25 protein-coding genes are annotated in these 25,542 nt (G+C 53.1%); 11 read left to right on the forward strand and 14 right to left on the reverse strand.

Annotated features, from left to right (window positions below):
• Positions 1–166: 166 nt before the first annotated feature.
• The 13 genes from HZ297_RS02460 to HZ297_RS02520 form a co-directional block, all read right to left on the reverse strand.
• Positions 167–907, reverse strand: coding sequence for a Nif3-like dinuclear metal center hexameric protein (locus HZ297_RS02460; RefSeq protein ID WP_178861385.1), 741 nt, complete (start codon positions 905–907; stop codon positions 167–169).
• A gap of 78 nt (positions 908–985) precedes the next feature.
• Positions 986–2,287, reverse strand: a complete 1,302-nt coding sequence (hisD, locus tag HZ297_RS02465; protein ID WP_178861386.1) for a histidinol dehydrogenase — start codon at positions 2,285–2,287, stop codon at positions 986–988.
• Complete coding sequence (gene hisG, locus HZ297_RS02470) at positions 2,280–2,921, reverse strand: ATP phosphoribosyltransferase (protein WP_178861387.1); 642 nt, start codon at positions 2,919–2,921, stop codon at positions 2,280–2,282. The genes hisD and hisG overlap by 8 nt, the downstream gene beginning before the upstream one ends.
• A gap of 67 nt (positions 2,922–2,988) precedes the next feature.
• A complete protein-coding gene (gene murA, locus HZ297_RS02475; RefSeq protein ID WP_178861388.1) occupies positions 2,989–4,251 on the reverse strand; it encodes a UDP-N-acetylglucosamine 1-carboxyvinyltransferase in 1,263 nt (420 codons plus the stop codon).
• 44 nt (positions 4,252–4,295) lie between these two features.
• Complete coding sequence (locus tag HZ297_RS02480) at positions 4,296–4,514, reverse strand: BolA family protein (RefSeq protein ID WP_178861389.1); 219 nt, start codon at positions 4,512–4,514, stop codon at positions 4,296–4,298.
• Positions 4,515–4,532: 18 nt separating this feature from the next.
• Positions 4,533–5,303 carry an ABC transporter permease gene (locus HZ297_RS02485; RefSeq protein WP_178861390.1) on the reverse strand — a complete coding sequence of 257 codons (771 nt, stop codon included), beginning with the start codon at positions 5,301–5,303 and terminating at the stop codon, positions 4,533–4,535.
• The gene (locus HZ297_RS02490; RefSeq protein WP_178861391.1) at positions 5,300–6,217 is read right to left on the reverse strand and encodes an ABC transporter ATP-binding protein; all 918 of its coding nucleotides are present in this window, start codon (positions 6,215–6,217) and stop codon (positions 5,300–5,302) included. The genes HZ297_RS02485 and HZ297_RS02490 overlap by 4 nt, the downstream gene beginning before the upstream one ends.
• 21 nt (positions 6,218–6,238) lie before the next feature.
• Complete coding sequence (locus HZ297_RS02495) at positions 6,239–6,541, reverse strand: STAS domain-containing protein (RefSeq protein ID WP_178861392.1); 303 nt, start codon at positions 6,539–6,541, stop codon at positions 6,239–6,241.
• Positions 6,538–7,188 carry an MlaC/ttg2D family ABC transporter substrate-binding protein gene (locus HZ297_RS02500; RefSeq protein ID WP_246261571.1) on the reverse strand — a complete coding sequence of 217 codons (651 nt, stop codon included), beginning with the start codon at positions 7,186–7,188 and terminating at the stop codon, positions 6,538–6,540. Before HZ297_RS02500 ends, HZ297_RS02495 begins: the two co-directional genes overlap by 4 nt.
• An 11-nt stretch (positions 7,189–7,199) precedes the next feature.
• Positions 7,200–7,661: an outer membrane lipid asymmetry maintenance protein MlaD gene (mlaD, locus tag HZ297_RS02505; RefSeq protein ID WP_178861393.1), complete on the reverse strand. Its 462-nt coding sequence runs from the start codon at positions 7,659–7,661 to the stop codon at positions 7,200–7,202.
• Positions 7,662–7,673: 12 nt separating this feature from the next.
• Complete coding sequence (gene mlaE / locus HZ297_RS02510) at positions 7,674–8,450, reverse strand: lipid asymmetry maintenance ABC transporter permease subunit MlaE (RefSeq protein ID WP_281357386.1); 777 nt, start codon at positions 8,448–8,450, stop codon at positions 7,674–7,676.
• A gap of 5 nt (positions 8,451–8,455) precedes the next feature.
• The gene (locus tag HZ297_RS02515; protein WP_178861395.1) at positions 8,456–9,268 is read right to left on the reverse strand and encodes an ABC transporter ATP-binding protein; all 813 of its coding nucleotides are present in this window, start codon (positions 9,266–9,268) and stop codon (positions 8,456–8,458) included.
• A 108-nt stretch (positions 9,269–9,376) separates the two neighbouring features.
• Positions 9,377–9,976, reverse strand: coding sequence for a DUF72 domain-containing protein (locus HZ297_RS02520; protein ID WP_178861396.1), 600 nt, complete (start codon positions 9,974–9,976; stop codon positions 9,377–9,379).
• Between the two features lie 193 nt (positions 9,977–10,169).
• On the opposite strand from HZ297_RS02520, the gene HZ297_RS02525 reads away from it, so the two are divergent.
• The 8 genes from HZ297_RS02525 (at position 10,170) to HZ297_RS02560 (ending at position 16,657) form a co-directional block, all read left to right on the forward strand.
• Complete coding sequence (locus HZ297_RS02525; protein WP_178861397.1) at positions 10,170–11,156, forward strand: calcium/sodium antiporter; 987 nt, start codon at positions 10,170–10,172, stop codon at positions 11,154–11,156.
• Positions 11,157–11,174: 18 nt separating this feature from the next.
• Positions 11,175–11,714, forward strand: coding sequence for a KdsC family phosphatase (locus HZ297_RS02530; protein WP_178861398.1), 540 nt, complete (start codon positions 11,175–11,177; stop codon positions 11,712–11,714).
• A 108-nt stretch (positions 11,715–11,822) separates the two neighbouring features.
• The gene (gene lptC / locus HZ297_RS02535; protein WP_178861399.1) at positions 11,823–12,419 is read left to right on the forward strand and encodes an LPS export ABC transporter periplasmic protein LptC; all 597 of its coding nucleotides are present in this window, start codon (positions 11,823–11,825) and stop codon (positions 12,417–12,419) included.
• Positions 12,420–12,434: 15 nt separating this feature from the next.
• Positions 12,435–12,953 (forward strand): lipopolysaccharide transport periplasmic protein LptA, encoded by a 519-nt coding sequence (gene lptA / locus HZ297_RS02540; RefSeq protein WP_178861400.1) that lies wholly within the window; start codon positions 12,435–12,437, stop codon positions 12,951–12,953.
• A 12-nt stretch (positions 12,954–12,965) separates the two neighbouring features.
• Positions 12,966–13,688 (forward strand): LPS export ABC transporter ATP-binding protein, encoded by a 723-nt coding sequence (gene lptB / locus HZ297_RS02545; protein WP_178861401.1) that lies wholly within the window; start codon positions 12,966–12,968, stop codon positions 13,686–13,688.
• Positions 13,689–13,936: 248 nt separating this feature from the next.
• Entirely contained in the window at positions 13,937–14,257 is a 321-nt protein-coding gene (hpf, locus tag HZ297_RS02550) for a ribosome hibernation-promoting factor, HPF/YfiA family (protein WP_178861402.1), read from the forward strand.
• A 184-nt stretch (positions 14,258–14,441) separates the two neighbouring features.
• On the forward strand, positions 14,442–15,800 hold the full coding sequence (mgtE, locus tag HZ297_RS02555) for a magnesium transporter (protein WP_178861403.1): 1,359 nt from the start codon (positions 14,442–14,444) through the stop codon (positions 15,798–15,800).
• 209 nt (positions 15,801–16,009) lie between these two features.
• Positions 16,010–16,657: an OmpA family protein gene (locus tag HZ297_RS02560; RefSeq protein ID WP_178861404.1), complete on the forward strand. Its 648-nt coding sequence runs from the start codon at positions 16,010–16,012 to the stop codon at positions 16,655–16,657.
• Positions 16,658–16,798: 141 nt separating this feature from the next.
• On the opposite strand, the gene HZ297_RS02565 is transcribed toward HZ297_RS02560, so the two are convergent.
• Positions 16,799–18,382, reverse strand: a complete 1,584-nt coding sequence (locus HZ297_RS02565; protein WP_178861405.1) for a peptide chain release factor 3 — start codon at positions 18,380–18,382, stop codon at positions 16,799–16,801.
• A 294-nt stretch (positions 18,383–18,676) separates the two neighbouring features.
• Between HZ297_RS02565 and HZ297_RS02570 the strand changes: the two genes are divergently transcribed.
• Genes HZ297_RS02570 through HZ297_RS02580 form a run of 3 tightly spaced genes read left to right on the forward strand, consistent with a single transcriptional unit; the run spans position 18,677 to position 25,453 of the window.
• A complete protein-coding gene (locus HZ297_RS02570) occupies positions 18,677–19,558 on the forward strand; it encodes a PhnD/SsuA/transferrin family substrate-binding protein (RefSeq protein WP_178861406.1) in 882 nt (293 codons plus the stop codon).
• On the forward strand, positions 19,528–23,334 hold the full coding sequence (locus HZ297_RS02575) for a response regulator (RefSeq protein ID WP_178861407.1): 3,807 nt from the start codon (positions 19,528–19,530) through the stop codon (positions 23,332–23,334). Before HZ297_RS02570 ends, HZ297_RS02575 begins: the two co-directional genes overlap by 31 nt.
• A 25-nt stretch (positions 23,335–23,359) precedes the next feature.
• Entirely contained in the window at positions 23,360–25,453 is a 2,094-nt protein-coding gene (locus HZ297_RS02580; RefSeq protein WP_178861408.1) for an EAL domain-containing response regulator, read from the forward strand.
• The last annotated feature ends 89 nt before the right edge of the window (positions 25,454–25,542 follow it).

Raw genomic sequence — 25,542 nt, forward strand, 5'->3', positions numbered from 1 at the left:
AACTGTCTTCCTATTGTTCACAAGCAAATGAACCGTATTCTACCCAACCGACGGGCAAACTTAAATCCCAATCTACTTATACCTGTAAAAATAAATTTTATCTATAAAGGGCCATTTAATTATTTAATTACTGGGTTTTTACACCCCCTATAGACCTTTTGCCAACTCAAACCGGATTGGCAATATCCACAAACTCCACTTCCAAACCGAAAGTATCGGCCAAATGCTCGCCTAAGGCCTTGATTCCTACTCTTTCCGTTGCATGATGTCCTGCCGCCAGATAGTGAATAGCGCCCTCCGCCGCCAAATGCGTCGTCTGCTCCGACACCTCGCCGCTGATATAAACGTCCGCCCCCCAAGCGATGGCCTGGTCGATATAACCCTGCGCGCCGCCGCTGCACCAGGCGATGGTTTGCACCTTTTCAGGCCCGCCCGGCAAATGCAGAGCCGGCCTGTTCAAACTGGCGGAAACCGTCGCCAAAAATGTTTCTATCGGTTGCGCTTCCGGCAATTTTCCCAATCTCAACAGGCCGGGTTGCGGCGTCATATCCTCCAAGCCCCAGAGCTTGCCGAGCATGGCGTTATTGCCCAATTCCGGATGACCGTCCAACGGCAGATGATACGCCAGCAGATTGATATCATGTACCAATAGACTCTTAATGCGCTTCTGTTTGAAGCCGACAATCTCGACCGGCTCGCTTTTCCAGAAATAACCGTGATGCACCATAATCGCATCGGCATTACGCGCCACGGCCGCGTCAATCAATGCCTGGCAGGCCGTCACACCGGTCACGATGCGTTTAATTTCGGCCTTACCCTCAACCTGCAAGCCATTCGGGGCATAATCTTTATAATCACCCACCTGCAAAAAATCATGCAGGTAGGCGATTAAATCCTGTCGCAACATCTCAAATCTCCTTTATTCAAGGCAAAAAAAACCACCAATGACGGTGGTTTTTTAACGTCTTCTCGCTAAGAAACGGACTTAGCTTTTAACACGGTAACGCGCGGAAGCGGCGTGCGCCTGCAAACCTTCGCCATCGGCCAGAATACCAGCCACCTGACCCAGCATATTGGCGCCGTCTTCCGAACACATAATCAAGCTTGAACGCTTCTGGAAGTCGTAAACACCCAGCGGTGAAGAGAAACGCGCGGTACGCGACGTCGGCAATACGTGGTTAGGGCCTGCACAGTAGTCACCCAACGCCTCCGCCGTGTAGCGCCCCATGAAAATCGCACCCGCATGGCGGATTTTAGGCAACAACGCTTTCGGATCATCCACCGACAACTCCAAGTGCTCCGGCGCAATAACATTGATCATCTCAATCGCCTGATCTTCGTTATCCACCACAATAATCGCACCGCGATCGTCCAGCGCCTTACGAATAATCGCCTGACGCGGCATGGTTGGCAACAGACGGTTCATACTCTCATAGACTTTCTCGGCAAAATCAGCATCCTGTGTCACCAAAATCGCCTGAGCATCTTCATCGTGCTCGGCTTGCGAGAACAGGTCCACCGCAATCCAATCCGGATTGGTTTTGCCGTCGCAATACACCAGAATCTCCGATGGGCCGGCAATCATATCGATACCGACCGTGCCGAATACCATACGCTTGGCCGTAGCCACATAAATGTTGCCAGGACCGACAATCTTATCCACCGCCGGCACGGTTTGCGTGCCGTAGGCCAACGCCGCGACTGCTTGCGCACCACCCAATGTGAAGACACGATCGACACCACAGATGGCCGCAGCCGCCAATACCATCTCGTTGACTTCGCCATCCGGAGTTGGCACCACCATAATCAACGTCTTGACACCGGCCACCTTGGCAGGAATCGCATTCATAATCACCGATGAAGGATAAGCGGCTTTTCCGCCTGGCACATACAAACCGACACTATCCAAAGGCGTGACCTGCTGACCCAGCATCGTGCCGTCGGCTTCTGTGTAGCTCCAAGACTCATTAATCTGTTTTTCGTGGTAAGCCTTAACGCGCTCGGCGGACAATTCCAGCGCTTCGCGCTGATCGGCCGGGATATTTTTCAAGGCTTGCTGGATGCGTTCCATTGAAATTTCCAACTCGGCACCGCTGTTCAAGCTCATACGGTCAAAACGTGCCGTGTACTCCAACAGCGCCGCATCACCTTCAGTGCGAACTTTTTCAACCACCTCTTTAACCACATTGTTGACCGATTCATTCGATACGGTTTCCCATGCCAGAAGGGTATCCAACTCTTTTCTAAAGCCTGCTGCGTTAGCAGATAAACGACGAATATTAAGCATTTTGACTCTCTATTACTGTTTGGAACTGTTTCACAATTTCATTAATCTGTTCAAATTTGGTTTTATAGGCGTGCTGATTCACAATCAGACGCGAACTGATATCCGCAATATGCTCCATCGGCACCAATCCATTGGCACGCAGGGTATTTCCGGTATCCACCAAATCCACAATGCGGTCTGCCAGGTCGATCAAAGGGGCGATTTCCATCGAACCGTACAATTTGATCAGGTCGACCTGCTCACCCTTTTGCGCATAATACGCCTGCGCCGACTTCAAATACTTGGTGGCAATACGCAAACGATGACCGTGCGGCTTTTCCACCTCAGGCCCGGCCACCATCAACTTGCATTTGGCGATCTGCAGATCCAGCAACTCATACAAGTTGTGTTCCGGCGCTTCCATCAACACATCCTTGCCGGCCACACCGATGTCCGCCGCGCCGTGCGCCACGTAGGTCGGCGCATCGGTGGCGCGCACAATCAACAAACGCACATGATCATGATTGGTCGGAATAATCAATTTACGGCTTTTGCTAGGATCCTCCAACGGATGAATCCCGGCCGCTTCCAATAAAGGCACGGTATCTTCGTAGATACGCCCCTTGGAGAGCGCAATCGTCAATGGCTGTTTCATAATCTACATCAATAACTTAAAAATTAAAATTCGTAAAAGCGCGTTCCCGCTGTTCAAAAAGACGGCGTCACTCGTTGTTCAAACGATAGATATGCGCACCCAGCTTATGGAACTTTTCTTCGATCAATTCGTAACCACGGTCAATATGGTAAACACGATTCACAACGGTTTCGCCGTCTGCAATCAAACCCGCCAGAATCAGACTCGCCGAGGCACGCAAATCGGTCGCCATGACCTGTGCGCCCTTCAACTGCTTAACACCACGGATAAAAGCGGTATTGCCTTCAACGCGAATGTCGGCCCCCATGCGAATCAACTCGGACACGTGCATGAAACGGTTTTCAAAAATCGTCTCTTTAATGGTCGACTCGCCTTCAGCGACGGCATTCATCACCAAAAACTGCGCCTGCATATCCGTTGGGAACAAAGGATAGGGATCGGTGACGATATTCACCGGCTTCAAGCTGCGGCCACGCATATCCAGTGTAATCGTATCCGGCGTCGTCTCAATCAAGGCACCGGCTTCCACAAACTTGTCCAACACAGCGGTCAAATGCTCCGGATTAGCCTTGGTCACGGTGATTTTGCTCTGCGTCAACGCCGCAGCCGCCAGATAGGTACCGGCCTCAATACGGTCCGGAATCACGGTATAGTTCACGCCTCTAAGCGACTCGACCCCTTCAACGACCATCGTATCGGTACCAATACCGGAAATTTTGGCACCCATGGCATTCAGAAAATGCGCCAAATCCACCACTTCCGGCTCACGTGCCGCATTACGCAAGGTCGTCGTGCCTTGTGCCAGAACAGCCGCCATCAACAGGTTCTCGGTACCCGTCACCGTCACCGGATGCATCGTAATATCCGCACCTTGCAAACGCCCTGCCTTGGCAACGATATAACCGTGCTCAACCACGATATCCGCGCCCATCTGGCGCATACCGTCGATATGGATATTGACCGGACGTGAACCGATGGCACACCCGCCGGGCAAAGACACTTTCGCCTCACCAAAACGCGCCAGCAAAGGACCTAACACCAGAATCGAGGCACGCATGGTTTTCACCAACTCATACTCGGCTTCTTTCAGCGTGACGTTAGAGGCGTCGATCTCAATATTCAAGCGTTCGTCGAACATCACCTGCACGCCCATCGAAGCGAGCAACTGAATCGTCGTCGTCACATCCTTAAGGTGCGGTACATTCGACAAGGTCACCGGCGTTTCTGCCAACAGACACCCCATCAAAATCGGTAAAGCGGCGTTTTTGGAACCGGAAACTTCTACGGTGCCTTCCAGATGCCCGCGACTGTCAATGACTAATTTATCCATACTTCTACTTTAAAACTCAATTCTTTGCGTTGGCGTCAATCGACTTATTCTACTTGGGTCTTGATTGACAAGGCGTGTAGTTCACCGCTCTCAAATTGAGCCTTAAACACATCATTCACCATTCTGTGACGCTGCAGAGGACTTTTGCCTGCAAACGACGGACTCGTCACCACCACGGCGAAATTGCAGTCCGCGCCGCTCATTTCCACGCGGCTGTCGGGAATGGTTACTTGAATCATCTCTTTGATTTTCTCTGGTGACATGGCACTCTTCCAAAAAAATTACTTGCGTATTTTAACGCCTTTATTTAATAAAATCAGATTAATCGCCGAGATTAACGTCAGGAAGAACAAGGTGACCAGTAAACTCAACCCTATTGATACGTCGGATTGCTCAAAAAAGCCGTAACGGAACCCGTCAACCATATAAAAGAACGGATTCAGGTGCGACGCCTGCTGCCAGATTTCTGGCAAGGCATGGATAGAGTAGAATACCCCACTCAAAAAAGTCAGCGGCATAATAATAAAGTTCTGGAATGCGGCCAAGTGATCATATTTATCCGAGAGGATACCAGCCAACATACCCAAGCCCCCCATCATGGCTGCGCTTAACACCGCAAACAGCAGAATCCACGAAGGCGAATTGAAGCTCAGATCAAACCCAAAAATACCAATCAGCAAAATACCAACACCAACCGCCAGGCCGCGCACAACCGACGCCGCAATAAACGCCAGATAAAATTCGAACGGCGAAATCGGACTGAGCAAGGCGAAGGTCAAGTTTCCGTGCATTTTGGATTGGATCAAACTTGAAGAAGTATTGGCAAACGCATTCTGCAAAATCGCCATCATCACCAAGCCGGGAATCAGGAACTGGCTGTATTCCAGGCCGCTGAACACTTCGATCTGGGTATCAATCACCTGTCCAAAAACCAGCAAATAAAGCAGAGTGGAAACCACCGGCGCAAAAATCGTCTGCACCGAAACCGAATAGAAACGCTTAACCTCTTTGACAAACAGCGCCCAACAACCTGCCGCATTAAAATTATTCATGCCTGCGCCGCCCCCGTTAACGCCATAAACACCTCCTCCAGCGTCGCATCCCGCGTGCGCACATCCTTGACGGCAATACCGCTGTGGTGAAGCATCCCCAACATATCACTCATGCTCTGTTCTTTTTCCAGCCTGAACAGATAACCCGCATTATCATCCTCAACCAAACGTTTTTTCAGCTCCATGCTCAAAGGCGTGTTTCGATTTTCCACCGCCACACGCACATAGCGAAAAGGGTGTGTCGCGAGTAGCTGGCTGGTCGTATCCAGCGCCTTGACTTCGCCGCGCTGCATAATCGCCACCTTTTCGCACAACGCCTCGGCCTCTTCCAGATAGTGGGTCGTCAAAATAATCGTATGACCCTTCTGATGCAGCTCCTTGGTAAACTCCCACAGCGTATGGCGCAAATCGACATCCACACCGGCGGTCGGCTCGTCCAATACCAATACGCGGGGCTTGTGCACCAACGCCATGGCAATCAACACCCGGCGCTTCATGCCGCCCGACAACTGGTTGGTAATCGCATTCGCCTTATCCGCCAATGCCAGCCGTTCCAACAATTCATCAATCCACTGCTTTTGCTCTTTGCCCTTAATCCCGAAATAACCGGACTGCAATTCCAGCAATTGGCGAATCGTGAAAAACGGATCGGCAATCAGTTCCTGCGGCACCAACCCGAGCAAGCGTCGGGTCTGACGGTAATCCTGAATCACATCGTAACCATGCACCTTTATCATGCCGCCAGACGGCACCAACAGGCCCGACATGGCATTAATCAAGGTCGACTTGCCGGCGCCGTTAGGGCCGAGCAGACCAAAAAAAGCGCCCTCTTCAACCTCAAAGGAAATCCCCTTCAAGGCCTCGAACGAACCATACTGTTTGGTAACATGCTGAAACTCAACGGCTAAGGACATTTTAAAAACTCTTCTCGTAAACTACGCGACTGACAACACGCGTTCCAAATCATACAGCGGCAGCAGCGTTTTCAACTGATCGGGCAAAGCCACCACTTGCAATGGTTGTTTAAGCTGTGATTGCCAGCGTAGCAACAATGCCAATGCCACGCTATCCGCCTGCTGCACCCGGCTAAAATCGACGGTTACAGGCACCCTGCCGCTGCTTTCAACCCGCTGTAAAATACCCGGCACGGTGCGCACGGTCACATATTCAGGCAGTAGCAGCATAGTATCGTCGGTCCATGTCACAGCAGACGCTGTCGAGCCCGCTAAGGTTTTCATACGCCGTTAAACTCTTTGTTCTTCTCTTTCATTGAAGAGATCACCGCATCCACACCGATTTTGGCGAATTCCGAATCGTAGGTTTTGCGATAGTTCAGCAACATGCTGATGCCTTCAACCATCACGTCGTAAACCATCCACTTCTTGTGTTTGTCATCCAAATAGGCGCGGTACACCACATTGCTTTTATTGCCGTCAGCCTGCAGCACTTCCGATGAAATGGTGACACGACCAGGTTTCTCTTCCACCATCGGCTGTACCGTTACACTATTGATATTCAGCTTCAACAGACTTTGTGAATAAGAGCGCAACAGGGTTGTGGTGAACTCGTCAATAAACGCTTGCTGCTGAGCTTCCGACGTCATACGCCAATAACGTCCCATGACATAGCGCGCCATCTTTGGGGTATCCACATAAGGCAGTACATACTCGTTGGCAAACGCCTTAATTTTGGCCGGATTGCCCTCCAATTCAGCACGCTGCTCGTTCAAGGCTTTGACCACGGTTTCCGACAACTGCAAAACCATTTTTTCAGGATCGTCTTGCGTGATCTCTGCGGCACACGCACCTGCCGACAAACTCAATAAAAACGCCGCAACCATGCCAAAAAAGACATTCAAGCGGCTCTTTTTGCGTAAAACTAACATGATCCCACCTTCTACTTCTCACTAAACTTCACCAAAAACTGGCCAATCAAGTCTTCCAGCACCAGAGCGGGCTGCGTCAGATCCAACTGATCGCCCTCTTTGAGAAACGTCTCTTCCGATCCCGGCACCAAACCGATATATTGGTCACCCAACAAGCCGGAAGTCAGAATCGAACCGGACGTATCTATCGGCAGATCGCTGAACTCTTTAAACACGCTCATGGTAACCCTGGCCTGGTAGGTTCTTTTATCGACACTGATATCGACTACACGACCAACCACCACGCCGCTGACCTTCACCGGTGCGCGCACTTTCAGCCCACCGATATTACTGAAAAGCCCCGAAATCTGATAACTCGGCTTATCTTTCCAGCTATTGAAATTACTCACCTGAAAAGCAATCACCACCAAGGACACCAGTGTCATCAGCACAAAGGCTCCAACCCAAATCTCCACTTTTAGCTGCCGCTTCATGCCATTTCCTCTTTAACTAAACATCAATGTGGTCAACACAAAATCCAAACCTAACACACCCAAAGACGAATGCACCACCGTGCGGGTAGTCGCATTACTCACGCCTTCAGACGTCGGCATCGCGTCCTCGCCTTGGAACAGCGCAATGACCGCGATCAGGGCGGCAAACGCGATGGATTTGATCACGCCATTCATCACATCTTCCTGCCAATCGACCGAATCCTGCATTTGCGACCAGAACGCCCCTTCGTCAATTCCCAGCCAGCCGACCCCTACCATATAACCGCCCAGAATACCCATAGCGATAAACAGCAGTGACAACATCGGCAAAGCGATAAACGCCGCGACAAAGCGCGGTGCAAAAATAAACTTGCGCGGATCAACCGCCATCATTTCCAGGGCGGAAAGCTGCTCGGTGGAGCGCATCAGACCAATCTCCGCCGTCAGCGCCGAACCGGCTCGCCCGGCAAACAACAATGCCGCCACCACCGGCCCCAACTCACGCAACAACGACAGCGCCGTCATGGTGCCGACCGCCTCTTCCGAGTTGTAATCCACCAGTACATTATACCCTTGCAAACTCAACACCATGCCCACAAACAGACCGGCGGTCAGAATAATCGGCAATGATAATACTGCCGCCACATACAGCTGTTTGACCAGCAGCTCAAAGCGTACAAAGGCATAAGGCAAAGCCGGCAGGAGGCCGGCCACAAAAAAGGCCATGCGCCCCAACCCGGCAAAAAGCGCCAAGGCGCGCGCGCCCAACACCTCTAATTTAGCCATCATCCAATTCATAACCTTACCTCACCCGCACGCATCGCCTGCTCGTAAGTTTCCTCAGTGTAATGGAACGGCACAGGCCCATCCGGCAACCCTTTGATGAACTGCTCCACATAAGCCGACTGACTATTAAGCACCTCATCTTTGGTGCCCTGCGCAATCACGCGCCCCTCGGAAAGCACACACACATAATCGGCAATCGAGAGCACCTCATCCACGTCATGCGATACGACCACACTGGTCAACCCCAAACTGTCATTGAGCTTGCGGATCAGTTCCACCAGTACACCCATGGTAATCGGGTCCTGGCCAACAAACGGCTCGTCATAAAAAATCATTTCCGGATCAAGGGCAATACCGCGCGCCAATGCTACACGCCGCGACATGCCCCCGGAAAGCTCCGACGGCATCAGATAACGCGCGCCCTGCAGCCCTACGGCCTGCAACTTCATCAACACCAGCGGGTAGATAATCGATTCAGGCAAGTCCGTATGCTCGCGCAGTGGAAAGGCCACATTATCAAAGACGTTCAAATCGGTTAACAAGGCGCCGCTTTGAAACAGCATCCCCATTTTCTGACGCAACGCATAAAGCTTGGCGCGCTTGAGGCGATGCACATCCTCGCCCTCAACCAGAATACGGCCCGCATCCGGCTTCAACTGTCCGGCGATCAACTTTAACAGTGTCGTCTTGCCCGTGCCGCTCGGCCCCATGATCGCCGTGACCTTGCCTTTGGGTATCGCCAGATTCAAGCAATCAAAAATCTTGCGCGAACCGCGGGAAAAACTCAAATCCTGTATATCAATCAGTGTCTCGGTTTGCATGCAAACTCCAAACAATACACCCGTAGGCATCAGCCTTGTGAAAAAAAACAGGCCTGAAAACCAGGCCTGTTGAATTCAGATTTATTCAAATGGCGATTTCGCGCCACCTCAGTAGCCGGAAACCTCTCCGACAATCTTCAAGTTTGAAACTTGGGCCATATTAATGGATTCTCCCCCAATAAAAAAGGGGGCGCCAAGCAAGTTCTTCGGCAGGCTCTGCATAAACTCCTTCAACACGGTAGCCTGCAATTTGCCGTCAGCCGGCAACTGCTCAACATAACCGAAAGGGGCGCCCGACAAGACTCTGCCCTCCGTTTCCCACACCCATCCCGCAAGCTGTTGCTTGTTCGAAACCAGACTGACGCGCACGCCTTCCAAGCTTTCATCTGGCAACCAGCTGTCTGAAAAAACCACTACACCGCCCAACAAAACGCCAAAAATCTGTTTAATCATGCGCAGCTGCTGACGTTTCGCTTCATCCCACGTTCCGTCGACCGCCAGATAAAACCAGAAGTCTCCCACCGTATCGGCGTATTCGGCCGCCAAATCCTCGTCCCACGCCAGCCACTGCGCCTCCGGCACCAGAACGACATGCAGGGCATTACTGTAATAATCCAACTGCCACTCTTCAGGCATATCTGCCGGATAAAATGCACCCTGCCAATCCGGATGCAACCAACCCACCGTCCCAATCTGTAAATTATTCAAGATCACCTCACGCACGCAATGCCAATCAAAATCCGGGGCTGCGCCACAGACAAGTTTATCAAGCTATTATCGCTCAAATAGATGACGATTTTAATACACCCGGACCGACTCTTTATGCGCATAAATTTTTTTTATTATTAGAGATCACATTGGTTATAATGCTCGATTGAATTTTTTAATAAAGAGCAGTGACATGACCTTAACTTTACTCCTGCCTTCCATCGCGCTCGTCATCGGTCTGATCATGCTGGCCTGGAGCTCGGATATTTTTATTGACGGCTCTGCCAGCACCGCCAACCATCTTTCCATCTCCCCCCTGATTATCGGGGTTGTCGTCCTCGGCTTTGGTACCTCCATGCCGGAGATATTGGTTTCCACACTCGCCTCGCTGGACAACAGCCCCGGATTGGCCATCGGCAATGCCGTCGGCTCCAACATCGCCAATATCGGCTTGGTTTTGGGGATTACCGCTTTGATCGCACCGATCGCCGTCAAATCCTCTTTGATCCGCCGCGAACTGCCCGTGCTGTTCGCCATCAGCCTTGGGGTTTATCTGTTACTGCTAGACGGCCACCTGGGCCTGATGGATGGCACCATTTTGGCTGCCGGCCTGATTCTAGTCATGTTATGGATGATCAAGGTCAACAAAGAAGCCGACCCAACCGACCCGCTCACAAGCGAAACCTCGCAAGAACTCGCCACCAAAGCCGACTTCACCCTGAAAAAGTCGATTTTTATGGTGATCGGCGGTCTTATCATCCTGATGATCAGCGCCAAAATGATGGTATGGGGAGCGGTTGAAATCGCCCGCTTTCTGGAAATCGACGAAGTGATTATCGGTCTGACGATTGTCGCCATCGGCACCAGCCTGCCTGAGCTGGCCGCCTCGATTGCCGCCGCCCGCAAGAACGAAGCGGATTTGATGATCGGCAACATCGTCGGATCCAACCTGTTCAACATCCTCGCCGTTCTGTCGGTTCCCGCTCTGCTCGCCCCCTCCGTGCTCGAACCGGCTACGCTGTATGAAGACCTGCCGGTAATGCTGGGCTTTACACTGGCCATGCTGCTGTTTGCCTTTTCCCGTAAAGGCGATGCCGTGATTCACACAGGCAAAGGATTGCTGCTCCTGGGGGCCTTCGCAGCCTATCTTGTGCTACTCTACTTCCGCACTCAAGCCTAACAGACCGGAGAGTCACGCATGTTTTCAGAAGAACTCGTAAACCGCGCCAAAAACATCAAATTGCTGCTGTTGGATGTCGACGGGGTATTGACCAACAATTACCTCTACTACAGTGATGACGGTCAGGAACACAAGTCGTTCTACACCCGCGACGGCCACGGCATGGTCATGCTGCAGAAGTCGGGCGTGGATATCGGCATTATCACCGGCAGAAAATCGCAACTGGTCAGCAACCGCATGCGCGATCTCAAGGTCAAACACGTCTACCAAGGTGTTCCCGACAAACTGCCGACCTTTCTGCAGCTTATGGGTGAACTGCAAATCGACTTTTCCGAAGTCGCCTATATCGGCGACGACATTCTCGACCTGCCGATTCTGGCCCGCGTCGGTCTCTCCGCCACGCCGGCCGACGGCGATCCGGAAGTCAAACAGCGCGTCAACCACATCTCCGCCTTCAAAGGCGGCCAGGGCTGCGTGCGCGAAATGTGCGAACTGATTATGAAAGCACAAGGCAGCTGGCAGAAACACATGGATTTTTATTTGCGCGAAAACCTCTGAAATAAACTCAACAGGCCGGGTCTGCCGGCCGTTGCAACGATGTCTCTTTTGCATTCAAAAAATAAGCCCTATAATGGGCTTTTATTTTGACCGGACTTGCACCCTGCCATGCTCAACAGCCGCTTTGTACTATTTGCGCTTCTGCTCGCCGCCCTGGCGCTGTGGTTCAGTTTCGAGCAAACCCGGCAACCCGCCGGCATACAAGACTCCAGCCTCAAAACTAGCGGCTACAGCTGGCAGCTTTTTAACGGCACCACCTGGCAATATGACAAACAGAACGAACATCGCCTGACCATCACCCAATCCAAAAGCGTTTTTTATCAGGACAGCAACAAGCAGGCCGATTTCGACTCCCCCAGGGTGACGGTCATCGAACCGCAACAAACCCTGACCCTGCACAGCGTGAAAGGCCAGAGTTTCGACGACAACCGTTTTGAACTCAACGGACAGGTCGACATCCGCCAGTTCAACCACCCTTTCAATGACATTGAAACAGACCACCCCGATAAAACCCTAAAGAGCGAACACATCGCGTATGATGTCCGCCAACAGCTTTTGTCAAGCGATGAGGACGTAACCATTACACACCAACAGGGCGTGACCAGCGGAACCGGCCTGATGGCCGATTTGAAAACCCGCCACATCCAACTGTTATCCAATGTCCGCGGCGACTATAATCCTACAAACAGCAACATCGGCAAATAAGTAACGAGGCCTTTCATGCTACGCACCCTCTCTTTCACCTGGCTTATGATGAGCTCTCTCCTGGCACTACCCGCTGCAGCCTCTGCCGCCGCGCCGGATGAAGAACAACCTATCCATATCACCGCGGACGCGCTCGACATTCAGGACAATCAAGGCATCAGCGTCTATACGGGCCATGTGGAAGTCACCCAAGGCTCGCTGACCCTGTTTGGCGATAAAATCACCATCCGCCACCCCAAGCGTCAGGTCGAGTCCATCAAAGTCGTCGGCACCCCGGCCAAATTCAAGCGCTTTGATGCCGTCGAGCAGCGCTGGATCAACGGCGAAGCCAAGCAGATCGACTATCAGGCCGGCGCCAAAACCGTTCTACTGACCGGCGACGCCAAGGTGGAACAGCCCGGCAAAAACCTGATTACCGGCCCACAACTGTTCTACGATCTGCAAAACAAAACCCTGCAGGCTCAAAGCACCCCACAGGAAAAGAAACGTATTTCGGTGACTTTGATGCCGGAAAAAGACGCCAAAAAACCGTAACAGGAAACCATCGTGTCCCACTTCTACGCCCGCAACCTTGCTAAAAGCTATAAAAAACGCACCGTGGTCACCTCCGTGGATCTGGACGTCTACGACGGTCAGGTCGTTGGCCTTCTCGGCCCCAACGGCGCCGGTAAAACCACCACCTTCTACATGATGACCGGCCTGATTGAAAACGACGGCGGCCAGATTTATCTGGGCAATGAAGAGATCAGCCAGTTGCCCATCCACGAACGGGCCAAGCGCGGCATCGGCTATCTGCCGCAAGAAGCCTCGGTTTTCCGCAAGCTCACCGTGGCCGAAAACATTCGCGCCATTTTGGAAATGCGCCCCGAACTTTCGGAAGACCAGCGCAACCGCCTGTTCGAACATCTGGTCGATGACCTGCAAATCGGCCATATCCTCGAACAGCCCGGCCAAGCCCTGTCCGGCGGCGAACGCCGCCGTGTCGAAATCGCCCGCGCCCTGGCAATGGAACCCAAATTCATTCTGCTTGACGAACCTTTTGCCGGTGTCGACCCGATTTCAGTCAAAGACATTCAGCACATTATTCTGCACCTCAAGCAAAAAGGCATCGGCGTGCTCATCACCGATCACAACGTACGCGAAACCCTCGGCGTCTGCGATCACGCCTATATTCTCTACTCCGGCACCATCCTCGCCTCCGGCAAACCGGACGAGGTGCTCAACCACCCGGAAGTCAAACGCGTCTACCTCGGCGAGGACTTCATTTAAGCCATCCAGCCCCGGTCGTTCGGCTTTGCGCTTGATGCCGATCAATTGCCTCGACGGTGCGCCAAATTTTGTTGCGGTCGCCCCGAGGGTTGGTGTTATACTGGAGGCGACTTATTGAAATAGCCTTGATCCTAAAATTGCCGAGATAGCGGCATAAAAATGCAACGGAAAAGCTGCACGCAAGGAATAAAAAGCCCCTATTTCAGACCGAATTCTTGATCGCATAACAGAAGAAAAGGAGCGACAAAATGCAAATCAACATCACTGGTCATCACATCGACATCACAGATCCACTGCGTGATTACGTTACTGAAAAAATGAGCAAATTGAAGCGTCATTTTGACCACGTTACCAACGTTCATGTTATTTTGACTGTTGAAAAACAGCTGCAAAAAGCGGAAGCCACTGTTCACGTTTCAGGTGCGGATCTGTTTGCACATCACGAATCTGATGACATGTATGCGTCAATTGACGGCCTGATCGACAAACTGGATCGTCAGATCATCAAGCACAAAGAAAAAATCAACGACCACAAGCAAAAATCCGGTGGCGTAAAAAACATGGCTTAATGGCATAATCATCGCGCCAGCAAGTTACCCAACGCCCGCTTCTGCGGGCGTTTTTATTGGGTAAACTTTCACCCCAAAAAAACACCTAAATATTCCCGCCCGGCAGCGTATTTTCATTTAATCGCCACATTAGCCTGCTACAATAAACAGCGTTTATCACTCTCACCGTACGAAAGGAGGCGCCATGGTTCAAAGCTCAACTGTCATTGACAAAGCCCAGCTCACCGCGCAACTCCTGGCTGCCGTACAAGAACAGAACGAAGCGCAAACCCACGAGCTTTGCGGCCAGCTATTTGCCGAAGATATTGCCGAACTGCTCGAATCCATGCCGCCCAAGGGGCGTCATTTCCTGTGGCAGCAGGTCGATGCGGAAATCCAAGGGGAGATACTGGCGCACACCAACGACGAAGTGCGCTCCAGCCTCTTGGAGCAACTCGCTCCGCACGAAATCACCGAAATCACCGAATACCTCGAAACCGACGATATCGCCGATATTGCCCAATCGTTGGATGAAGAAAACCAGCAAACCCTGCTGGAATCGCTGGATGAAGAGAGCCGTACCGCCGTTGAAATGGCGCTCTCCTACCCCGAAGACACCGCCGGCGGCTTGATGAGTACCGACTTTGTGGCGGTTCGCGCCGATGTCACGCTTGACGTTGTGCTGCGCTATCTGCGCAAACTCGGCGAACTGCCGCGCTCAACCGTGGCACTGTTTGTGCGCGACCGCGAAGAAAACTATGTGGGCACGCTCAAAATCGACGCCCTGTTAACGCATGACCCCGATACCCTGGTTTCCGACCTGGTGAATCACGAAACGCCGACCATTCGCCCGTTCACCCCCAAAAAGGAAGTGGCGCACCTCTTCGAGAAACAGGATTTGATCGCCATCGCCGTGGTCAACGACAGCCATAAGATTCTCGGCCGTATCACCATCGACGACGTCGTCGACATTATCCGTGAAGAAGGCGAACACGCCCAACTCGCCTCGGCCGGTCTGCACGAAGACGAAGATATTTTTGCGCCCGCCACACGCTCGGCCAAACGCCGCACCTTCTGGCTAGGCATCAACCTGCTCACCGCGATTTTCGCCTCTATCGTCATCGGCCTGTTTGACGCCTCCATTGAAAAAGTGGTGGCTCTCGCCGTGCTTATGCCGATTATTGCCAGCATGGGCGGCATTGCCGGCACCCAAACCGCCACTATCGTGATTCGCGCACTGGCCACCGGCAAGCTCGGCAGCCAGAACAGCCGCTCGCTGCTCATCAAGGAAACTACCGTCGGCGCTCTAAACGGCATGATCTGGGCCTTTTTGACCGGTATGGCCGTGCTGCTGTGGTTTCAGGACATGGCGTTAAGCCTGATCTTTGCCACGGCGATGCTGATCAACCTGATTGCGGCGGCCCTGGCCGGCGCCTCCATCCCGCTGGTGCTGCAGCGCATGCGCATTGACCCGGCATTGGCCTCCGGCCTGATGCTGACCACCGTCACCGACTCGCTAGGCTTCTTCGTGTTTTTGGGGCTGGCAACGGTGGTACTGCTTTAACCTCAAACACCTGCAAACATCGGCTACTGAATTCAGATAATAAACCCAACAGGCCGGCTTCCACAGCTCTGCGCACCCCAACGATAAACTATGCAAACAGTGTGAATCCGGCTACGGCGCACTTGCATCTGCGCGACAAAGGCTTATAGTTAAACCTATAACGCAGGCAAACTGCCTCAACGCCAGAACCTCAATATGGAGAGCGCCACATGAATAAGAAACTGATAAACGCCCTTATCGCCACCACCGCGCTGGGCGTACTCGCGGGCTGTAGCAGCACCCCCAAAACCGGCGCGGAACGCGAGCAGGAGAAAAATATCGTGACCGCCGCCGCCGCGATCGGCGGCATACTGGCCGCCAACGCATTGGGCGTTGACAACAATGTCGGCAAAGTCGCCGTCGGCGCCATTACCGGCTTGACCGCGCGCGCCGTCTACGATGAAGTTAACAAGGAAACCGCCAGCGATCCGAATACCACCGTAGAAGCGGTTAATATCGGCGGCCAGGAATACATTCAGGTGAATGTGCAGAACGTTAACTTCCGCTCCGGTTCGGCCGAACTGGATCCTTATGAGCTGTCGCGCCTGCAGCCGGTCATCAACGCCTTGCAGAATCACCCCAACACGGTGGTGCATGTGGAAGGCCATACCGACTCCGACGGTTCCACCGCGTTTAACCAGCAGCTCTCTGAAAACCGCGCCAAAACGGTGGCTTTGCACCTGATGAACAACGGCATCGCCAACTACCGCATTAAAACCTACGGTTACGGTGAAGACCGCCCCATCGCCTCCAACGATACCGCGGAAGGCAAACGCCAGAACCGCCGCGTGACCTTCCTGATTAGCGAAGTGCAATAATCCGCACGCAAATCAGCAAAAATAAACTCAACAGGCCGGGTGTGGCAATCCTACCCGGCCTGTTGAGTTTTTAAAGCGTCAAAAAACAAAAAGCCCGAACATGATGTGTCGGGCTTTTTGCTAAAAGGAAACCGCGCAGGATCAGTGTTCGCGCGTCGCCACAAACTTCAGGTTCGGCCAGCGCTCCTCGGTCAACGACAGATTCACGCGAGTCGGCGCAATATACACCAGCTGGTCGGCGGCATCGTACGCGACGTTTTCATGCACCTTGTTGAGGAACTTGTCGATCTCTGCCGGCTCGCCAATCACCCAGCGTGCCGTGGTGACATTCACCGGCTCGAAAATACAGCTGACGTTGTATTCGTCTTTGAGGCGCTGCGCCACCACTTCGAATTGCAGGATACCGACCGCGCCCAGAATCAGATCATTGTTGTTGATCGGGCGGAACAACTGGGTCGCCCCCTCTTCCGAAAGCTGCGTCAGCCCTTTCTGCAAGGCTTTCATCTTCATCGGGTCTTTCAACTGCGCACGACGGAACAGCTCCGGCGCGAAGTTGGGGATACCGGTGAATTTCAAGTCCTCGCCTTGCGTAAAGGTATCGCCGATTTTGATCGTGCCGTGGTTATGCAGACCGATAATATCGCCGGCAAACGCCTCTTCGGCATGCTCGCGCTTGTTGGCCAAAAACGTGATTGCCTTGGAAATCTTGACCTCTTTGCCGGTACGCACCTGCTTGAGTTTCATGCCCGCTTCATACTTACCGGACACGATGCGCATAAAGGCCACGCGGTCGCGGTGCGCCGGGTCCATATTCGCCTGGATTTTAAACACAAACCCCGTCATCTTGTCTTCATTGGCCTCGACAAAACGGCTTTCGGTTTCGCGGCCGTGCGGCGGCGGCGCATAAAGCGCAAAGCCGTCCAGCAGTTCCTGCAAACCAAAGTTGTTGACCGCCGAGCCGAAAAACACCGGCGTAATCTCGCCTTTCAGGAAAGCGTCCAAGTCAAACTCGTGGCTCGCGCCGCGCACCAACTCGATCTCTTCACGCAGCTCTTCCGCCTGAGCGCCTAACAGCTCGTCCAAACGCGGATTGTCCAGACCGGCAATCAACTCGCCTTCCGACGCACGCTGCCCGTCCGCCTTCTCGAACAGACGCACCGTATCGTTGTAAAGATGGTAAATCCCTTTGAAACGCTTGCCCATGCCGATCGGCCAGGTCATCGGCGCACAGGCGATTTTCAACACGTCTTCAACTTCATCCAGCAAGTCGATCGGCTCCTTGCCTTCGCGGTCGAGTTTGTTGATAAAGGTCAAAATCGGCGTGGTACGCAGACGGCACACTTCCATCAGCTTGATAGTACGCTCCTCGACCCCTTTGGCGACGTCGATGACCATCAACGCCGAATCCACCGCCGTCAATACGCGGTAGGTGTCTTCCGAGAAATCCTCGTGACCCGGCGTATCCAGCAGGTTCATCATCACGTCTTTGTAAGGGAACTGCATCACCGACGAGGCGACCGAGATACCGCGCTCCTGCTCCATCTTCATCCAGTCGGAGGTTGCGCCGCGATCGGTCTTGCGGCTTTTCACCGCGCCGGCCAGCTGAATGGCACCGCCGTACAGCAGCAGTTTTTCGGTGACCGTGGTTTTACCGGCATCCGGGTGCGAAATAATGGCAAAGGTGCGACGCTTGGCCACTTCCAAAAGGTTGACTGAATGAGACATGAAACTTAATCTTCTTGGTAACGTGCGCCACCGCCTAACGGGACTGGCAGACACACTCTATGAACGCGTTTAAAATGGGGGAATATTTTCGCCGAATTTCCCTTTAGAAACAATCAAAAGTCGGATAAATTGTCGGCATCGTCCGCTTATCTGAAAATACCGCAGCGGATTTGACATGAATCAGGCAAAAGTGCGCCGACTCAACGCCGAAATCATGCTATAGTTTAAGCTGCAAACCTGCCATATAAATAGACAGCTATTCGCCGAACAGCCATCGTGCGGATACCACCTGAAATGCTGCAACGGGACTTGTCGAGTTACATGATTTTACGCCGTTTAATCCTTACGTTTTTGCTGCTGGCTCAACTTGCTCCAAGTCAGGCCGAAGACAAAATCCGTTTTGCCCCCTTGCCGATGGAAAGCCTGGAAACCATGACGCGGGAATACCTGCCGTTTATGGACTATCTGGAAAAAGGCATGCAACGTCCTTTTGAAATGGTCTACCACAAATCCTATGAGGCGCTGCTCGAAGGCTTTATGGCAGGCAAAATCGATATCGCTTATCTCGGGCCGCTGCCCTACGTGGCGTTAAAAAGCAAATATGACGCAACCAAGCCCATTGTTGAATTCCTCGACGAAAACGCGCAGACCAGCTATACCTGCGCGCTGGTTAAATTTGCCGGAGACCCGCTCGATTTAAACGCCCCCGCAACCAAAAAGGTTGCCCTCACCCAAGCGCTGTCAACCTGCGGTTACCTGTCGGTGGAAAGCCTGCTGCAGAACCATCATCAATCTTTGGAATCCCCCAGTTTCAGCTACGACTATGTGGACAGTCACGACAAGGTGGCCTTAAAAGTCATTTTGGGAGAGTACCGGATAGGCGGCTTGAAAACCCAAATCGCCAAAAAATACCAGCATCTCGGCCTGCGCATTATAGAAGAGACCGGTCCCATGCCTGGTTTCCTGTTAGTGGGCAACAGTAAAACGCTCGACGAGGCGACACTGCAAAAAATCCGCGACCTGATCCTGCGGATGAATCCGCAATCGAATCCGCAAGCCAAGGAAATCACCAAAAGCTGGGGGCCTAAAATCAAAAACGGGGCCATCCCAGCACAAGACAGCGACTACGACAGCGTAAGAGAAAAATGCCAAGCTACCAAGATAAAGCTCCTGTAAGCCTGTTTAAACGCCGTTTATTCCGTCTAACCCTGCTTGTATTTGTGGTGTTGTCGGGCACGGCCATTTTTGCGGTCAACTTTTTTGTCGGACACGAACTGGAAGAGCAGTTGGAGTCCAAATTGAAGCAGCAGGACGTGGCCTATCACGCCGTCATCAAAGGCCTCTACCAATCCACCGAAACGCTCTTTGAAGAGACCCTCAACAAGCCGGATATTCTTGCGCTGTTTGCCGACGGGCTTTCCTGCTACGGCGAAGAACAGGATATTGCCCGGGGCTTGCTGCTGCGCGCGCTCTATCCCTCTTACGAACGTCTTTCCCAAAAAGGCATCCGCCAGCTGCACTTCCACACCGCCGAAGGAATCAGTTATCTGCGCTTTCACAGCCCGACCAAGTTCGGCGACCCGCTTTTCGAAGCCAGGGACTCTGTTAGGCTTGCCAATACAGAGCATCGTCCCGTCATGGGATTTGAATCGGGCCGCCTGTTTCATGGCTTTCGTTTTGTCTATCCATTATTTCTCAACGAGAAACATCTAGGCAGCGTTGAAACCAGCGTCGGTTTTCACACCATCGAGAAAAACCTCAACGAACTCGTTAAGGAAGAGCACTTTATTTTCGTGCTGCACAAGCAGTCCACTTTCTCAAAACTCTATCCCAGCGAGCGCTCCATCTATAAGGACTTTTCACTCAATAGTGATTTTGTGATTGAAGACGTCGGCGCCAAACTGGGCAACCCCGCACCGGTACCCGAAATTCAGCAAAAACTCGAAAAGGTGCTGCTCTCCCAAAGCGCCCAAATTCGCAGTAAAATGCTGCGAAGCGAAAGCTTTGGCATCAACGACAAAATAGACGGCAAAACCTATTCAGTCCTGTTTTTGCCGGTTGAAAACGTCAGTAAAAAAGTCGAAGCCTACATCATCGCCTACACGGCCGCCCCCGAAGCGGACGCCTTTGAGCTGGTTGGCAATATCATCCAAATCATCCTCGTCGCGCTGATCGGCATTCTGATGCTGGCATTTTATAAAAAGCGCGATAATGAACAGCTCATCTCCGAAGAGCGTCAAAAACTCAAAGCCATCACCCAAACCATGGCGGAAGGGATGTTTGTGCAGGATGCGGACGGTTACATTACCTTTATCAACGCGGCGGCCGAGCAAATGCTGCAGCTAAAACCCGGCGAAGCGCTCGGCAAAATCGCTCACGACCTGATTCATGTGCACTATAGTGCCGACGGCCATGCTGTGACCAAGGAGGAGTGCCCCATCCGCGTACAAACCCAGCAAGGCCGGGTGTACCATAGTGAAAACGAGTTTTTCCGCACCCGCAATGACCAACTGATACCGGTACAGGTCACCAGTGCCGCATTTCAAGTGAACGGCGGCGAACGTGGTTCCGTCACCATTTTCCGCGACATCACCCAGCGCAAAGCGGACGAACAGGAACTCAAACTGGCGGCCAACGTCTTTGAAAACAGTCTCTCCGGGATTGTGATTACCGACATCAATCTGACCATTTTGACCGTCAACCAGGCTTTTACAGCCATTACCGGCTTCGGCAAAGAAGAGGTCATCGGCCAAAATATCCGCGTGTTAAAGTCCGGACAGCATAGCAGAGAGTTCTACAAACAAATGTGGGATGACATCACCCAAAAAGGCCACTGGGAAGGTGAAATCTGGGATCGCCGCAAAAACGGTGAGATCTACCCGCAAATGCAGACCATCAGTGCCGTCTACGACGACCACCACAAAATATCGCACTATGTCGCCACCTTCAGCGACTTTACCGAGCGCAAACGCTACGAAGAAGACCTGCAACTGGCGCGCATCGAAGCACTGGAAAGCGCCCAGGCCAAATCCGAATTCCTGGCCAATATGAGCCATGAAATCCGCACACCGATGAATGGCGTGCTCGGCATGCTCGAACTGGCACTGGAAACCGACCTGACCGAAGAGCAGCGCGAACTGCTGCGCATTGCACATAGTTCGGGGGGAACCCTGCTGGCGCTGCTCAACAGCATTCTCGATCTGGCCAAAATCGAAGCCGGCAAAATCGAGCTGGAAACCCTGGATTTTGCCCCGCGCCAGGTGCTCGAGGATATCGTTAAATTGTTTGCGGCACAGGCACAGAGCAAATCGCTGGAGTTGGCCCTATTAGTGGACGAACACGTCCCTGACTACCTCAACGGCGACCCTACCCGCCTGCGGCAGATTGTATCCAACCTGCTCGGCAACGCCATTAAATTCACCGAAGAGGGTGAAGTCAGCGTCCGCGTTAAAACCCTTTCGCAAGAGGACGGTTGCCTGTTGCAGATTGCCGTCAAAGACAGCGGCATCGGCATTTCCGAAAGTGCGCAGCAACGTATTTTTGAAGCCTTCAGCCAGGCGGACGGCTCCACCACACGCAAATACGGCGGCACGGGACTGGGCCTGACCCTGAGCAAACAGATCGTCGAAACCATGGGCGGCGAAATCGGGGTTGAATCGGTTCCCGGTGAAGGCAGCACTTTCTGGTTCACCATCCGCTTAAGCCCTCCGCAGGAGGTGCATAGCGCATTCAATCACAACCCCGAACTGTCGGGACTGCGAGCCCTGATTGTCGATGACAATGCGACCAACCGCCTCATACTGGAACGTTACTGCGACATGTGGAAAATCTACCATCGCAGTGTCGACAATGGACTGACCGCATTGGAAGAATTGAAGCAAGCCGAACACAAAGGTCGCGCTTACGACCTGTTATTGAGCGATATGATGATGCCGGGCATCGACGGGCTGCAGCTGGCGCGTGAAATCCGCAAAATCCCCGCTTTGGACTCACTCAAAATGGTGCTGTTGACCTCCTATGCCGGCCGCACCTTGCGCGTGGATGCGATGGAAGCGCATTTTGACCTGCTTATCCCCAAACCCATCGGCATGCTGGAACTGCATGACGGTCTGGCACGGATTCTGACGACCTCCAAGCAAATGGTCAAAGCGCCTTCCCAGCAAGCCAAAGAGGCCGACCTGTCGGTTCTGCAAAACAAACGCGTCCTGCTGGCCGAGGACAACGAGGTCAACCGCAAGGTCGCCATTGCCAATCTCACCAAATTAGGGCTCAAGGTAGACTATGCCGAAAACGGCCTGCAGGCGGTTGAGGCCTACGAGAACAGCGATTACGACCTGATCCTGATGGATTGCCAGATGCCGATTATGGACGGTTCCAAAGCCACACGCGAAATTCGTAAATTTGAACAACAAACCCGGCACCGCCGCACCCCGATTATCGCCCTGACCGCGTTTGTGACCCCCAACGAAATCGATCACTGTATGAAGGCCGGCATGGACGGTCATCTGGGCAAACCTTTCACCCGCGATGCCCTGATTAATACACTGATGACCCATATCACACCGCAAACCGCCACAACCGACACCACACAGGCACCCACGGAGGAAGAGATGAACAGCCCTGCAACACTCGATACGACAGTACTAGACGGCCTTAAAGAGTTGCTGGACGGTGACTTAAGTGTCATATTGGAGCCGTTTATGGAGCAGCTGCCGACCATTATGAATGACATTCAAATGGGTCTGCACAAAGCCGATGTGCAACAGGTTTATCGCGCCGCGCATACACTCAAGAGCAGCGCCGCCAATGTCGGCGGGCTACAGGTTTCGGAAATCAGCAAACAGCTTGAGGCGCTGGCCAAACAGAACCAGCTGCCTCAGGTACAGGCGGAACTCGGCAAATTGGAGCACGCCATCAAGAACCTCACGCGCGCCTTAGAGCCTTATCTATGAGTGTTGAGAAAACAAGGACACCTGCATGGTTATGAACCAGCCCAACCTGCCAATGGACACCGATCAACCGACGGCGCATCCCATCAGAATCCTGGTGGTTGACGATGATATGAGCACGCGCCTGACGCTGGTCAAAATCCTGCAAAAATCCGGCTATGCGGTTGAACAGGCAGCCAATGGCGAAGCCGGCTTGGACTGCTTTAAACGCTTTAAGCCCGACCTGGTGCTGCTTGACGTTGTCATGCCGATTATGGACGGCTATGAAACCTGCCAGGCCATTCGCCAACTGCCCGGACAGGCCGCTACCCCGGTTTTGATGCTGACCGGACTGGATGATGTTGAAGCCATCGACAGCGCCTTTGCCGCCGGAGCGACCGACTTTATCACCAAACCGATAAACTGGCCGTTGTTGATCAGACGGGTGCGCTATGCTTTGCGTACCTTTGCAACCGCGCAGGCCCTGAATCGTGCGCAGCTCAGACAGCATCAGGCGCAAGAGATCGCCCGCCTCGGCTTCTGGGAGTGGCAGGTTGATGATGATCGCCTCTACTGGTCCAGCGAACTGCTCAAAATGTTCGGACTCCCGCCCAGCCCGCAGGAGGGGCATCTAAGCAATTACCTGGGGTTTATTCCGCAACACGAACATGCACGCATTACCGCCATCCTCAATGAGGTCTATAGCGGCAAACAAGCGCGGGCCGTTTTCCAGCACCCCTTCATGGTCGGTAAAAACGCCTTTATGTTGCGCGTTATCGCCGAACGCGATGGCAAAGAGACCGTTTTCGGCGTTATTCAGGACATTACCGACGTTTATGAAACCAAACGTAAACTCGAGTTCCAGCACTACCACGACGCGCTCACCAACCTTGCCAACCGCCGCATGTTTACCGAACAGCTGGAAGATGTGCTGGCACGCAACGAAGCCTTTGCGGTCATCTCGCTGGATATCGACCGCTTCAGCCTGATTAACGATACGCTCGGCCACAAGGAGGGCGACAAGCTGTTGCAGATGAGCGCTTCGCGCATCAGCGGCGCGCTTGAGGGGCAAGGTTTGGCGGCGCGCATGGGCACCGACGAATTCAGCATCCTCATCCCGCAACAAAACGACAGCACCCAGATCAGCCAGATCATTACCCAGGTTCAAGCGGCGCTGGCGCAGCCCTTCCGTCTGGGCGACCAGCAGATCCACATTGAAACCAGTGCCGGCATTGCGCTGGCCCCGCAGGACGGTCAAAGCGTAGCCGATCTGCTCAATGCCGCCGTCAAGGCCCGCCTCAACGCCAAAAAAATCGGCGGGATCCGTTTTGTGTTCTTCGATCCCGAACAGCAGCAGGACAACTCGCAGCGCCTCTATCTGGAAAGCGAATTGCGCAAGGCCTTGGGACTCAACCAGTTCCGTCTGTTCTATCAACCGCAGGTCGATGTGCAAAGCAATCGCATCATCGGCGTGGAGGCGCTGATCCGCTGGCTGCACCCGGAAATGGGCATGGTGCCGCCGGACCGCTTCATTCCGATTGTCGAGGAGCTCGAACTGGTACATGAGATCGGCGACTGGATCGCCGAAGAAGCGGTGCGCCAGGCCAAGGAGTGGCATGACAAAGGGCTCAATATCCGCGTCGGCGCGAATCTCTCGGCGCAACAGTTCACCAAAAACAATCTGGCGCAGACCCTGCACAACATCATTCTCAAGCACGAGCTGCCGCCCAGCTGCCTGGATTTGGAAATTACCGAAAGCATCGCCATGCAAAACCCGGAATCGGCATTGAGCACCCTCAACCAGCTCAAGAGCACCGGCGCCTCGCTGGCGATTGACGATTTCGGCACCGGCTACTCCTCGTTGGAATACCTGCAGAAGTTCCCGGTCGATCTCATCAAGATCGACCGCGCTTTCATCAAGAACATCCTTGTCAATCCGTCCGACCAGGCGATCGTGCGCGCCATTCTGGGGATTGCCGAAAGCATGGGCATGCGTGTCATTGCCGAAGGCGTTGAACAGGCCGAGGAGATGGCTTTGTTAAAGGAACTCGGCTGCCACGAAGTGCAAGGCTACTTTGTTTCGCGCCCTCTGGATGCCGAGGCGGCGGAAGCCTTTATTGTCGCCTATAACAACGCCCAATAAAGCCCAATAAGCGAGATACAACAACCAACCGTTCTTCTGCCCATAAAAAAACCGCGTTTGTCTGTAAAAACAAACGCGGTTTTTTGTGC

This window comes from Thiomicrorhabdus cannonii (assembly GCF_013391695.1).
GTDB classification, from domain to species: Bacteria; Pseudomonadota; Gammaproteobacteria; order Thiomicrospirales; family Thiomicrospiraceae; genus Thiomicrorhabdus; species Thiomicrorhabdus cannonii.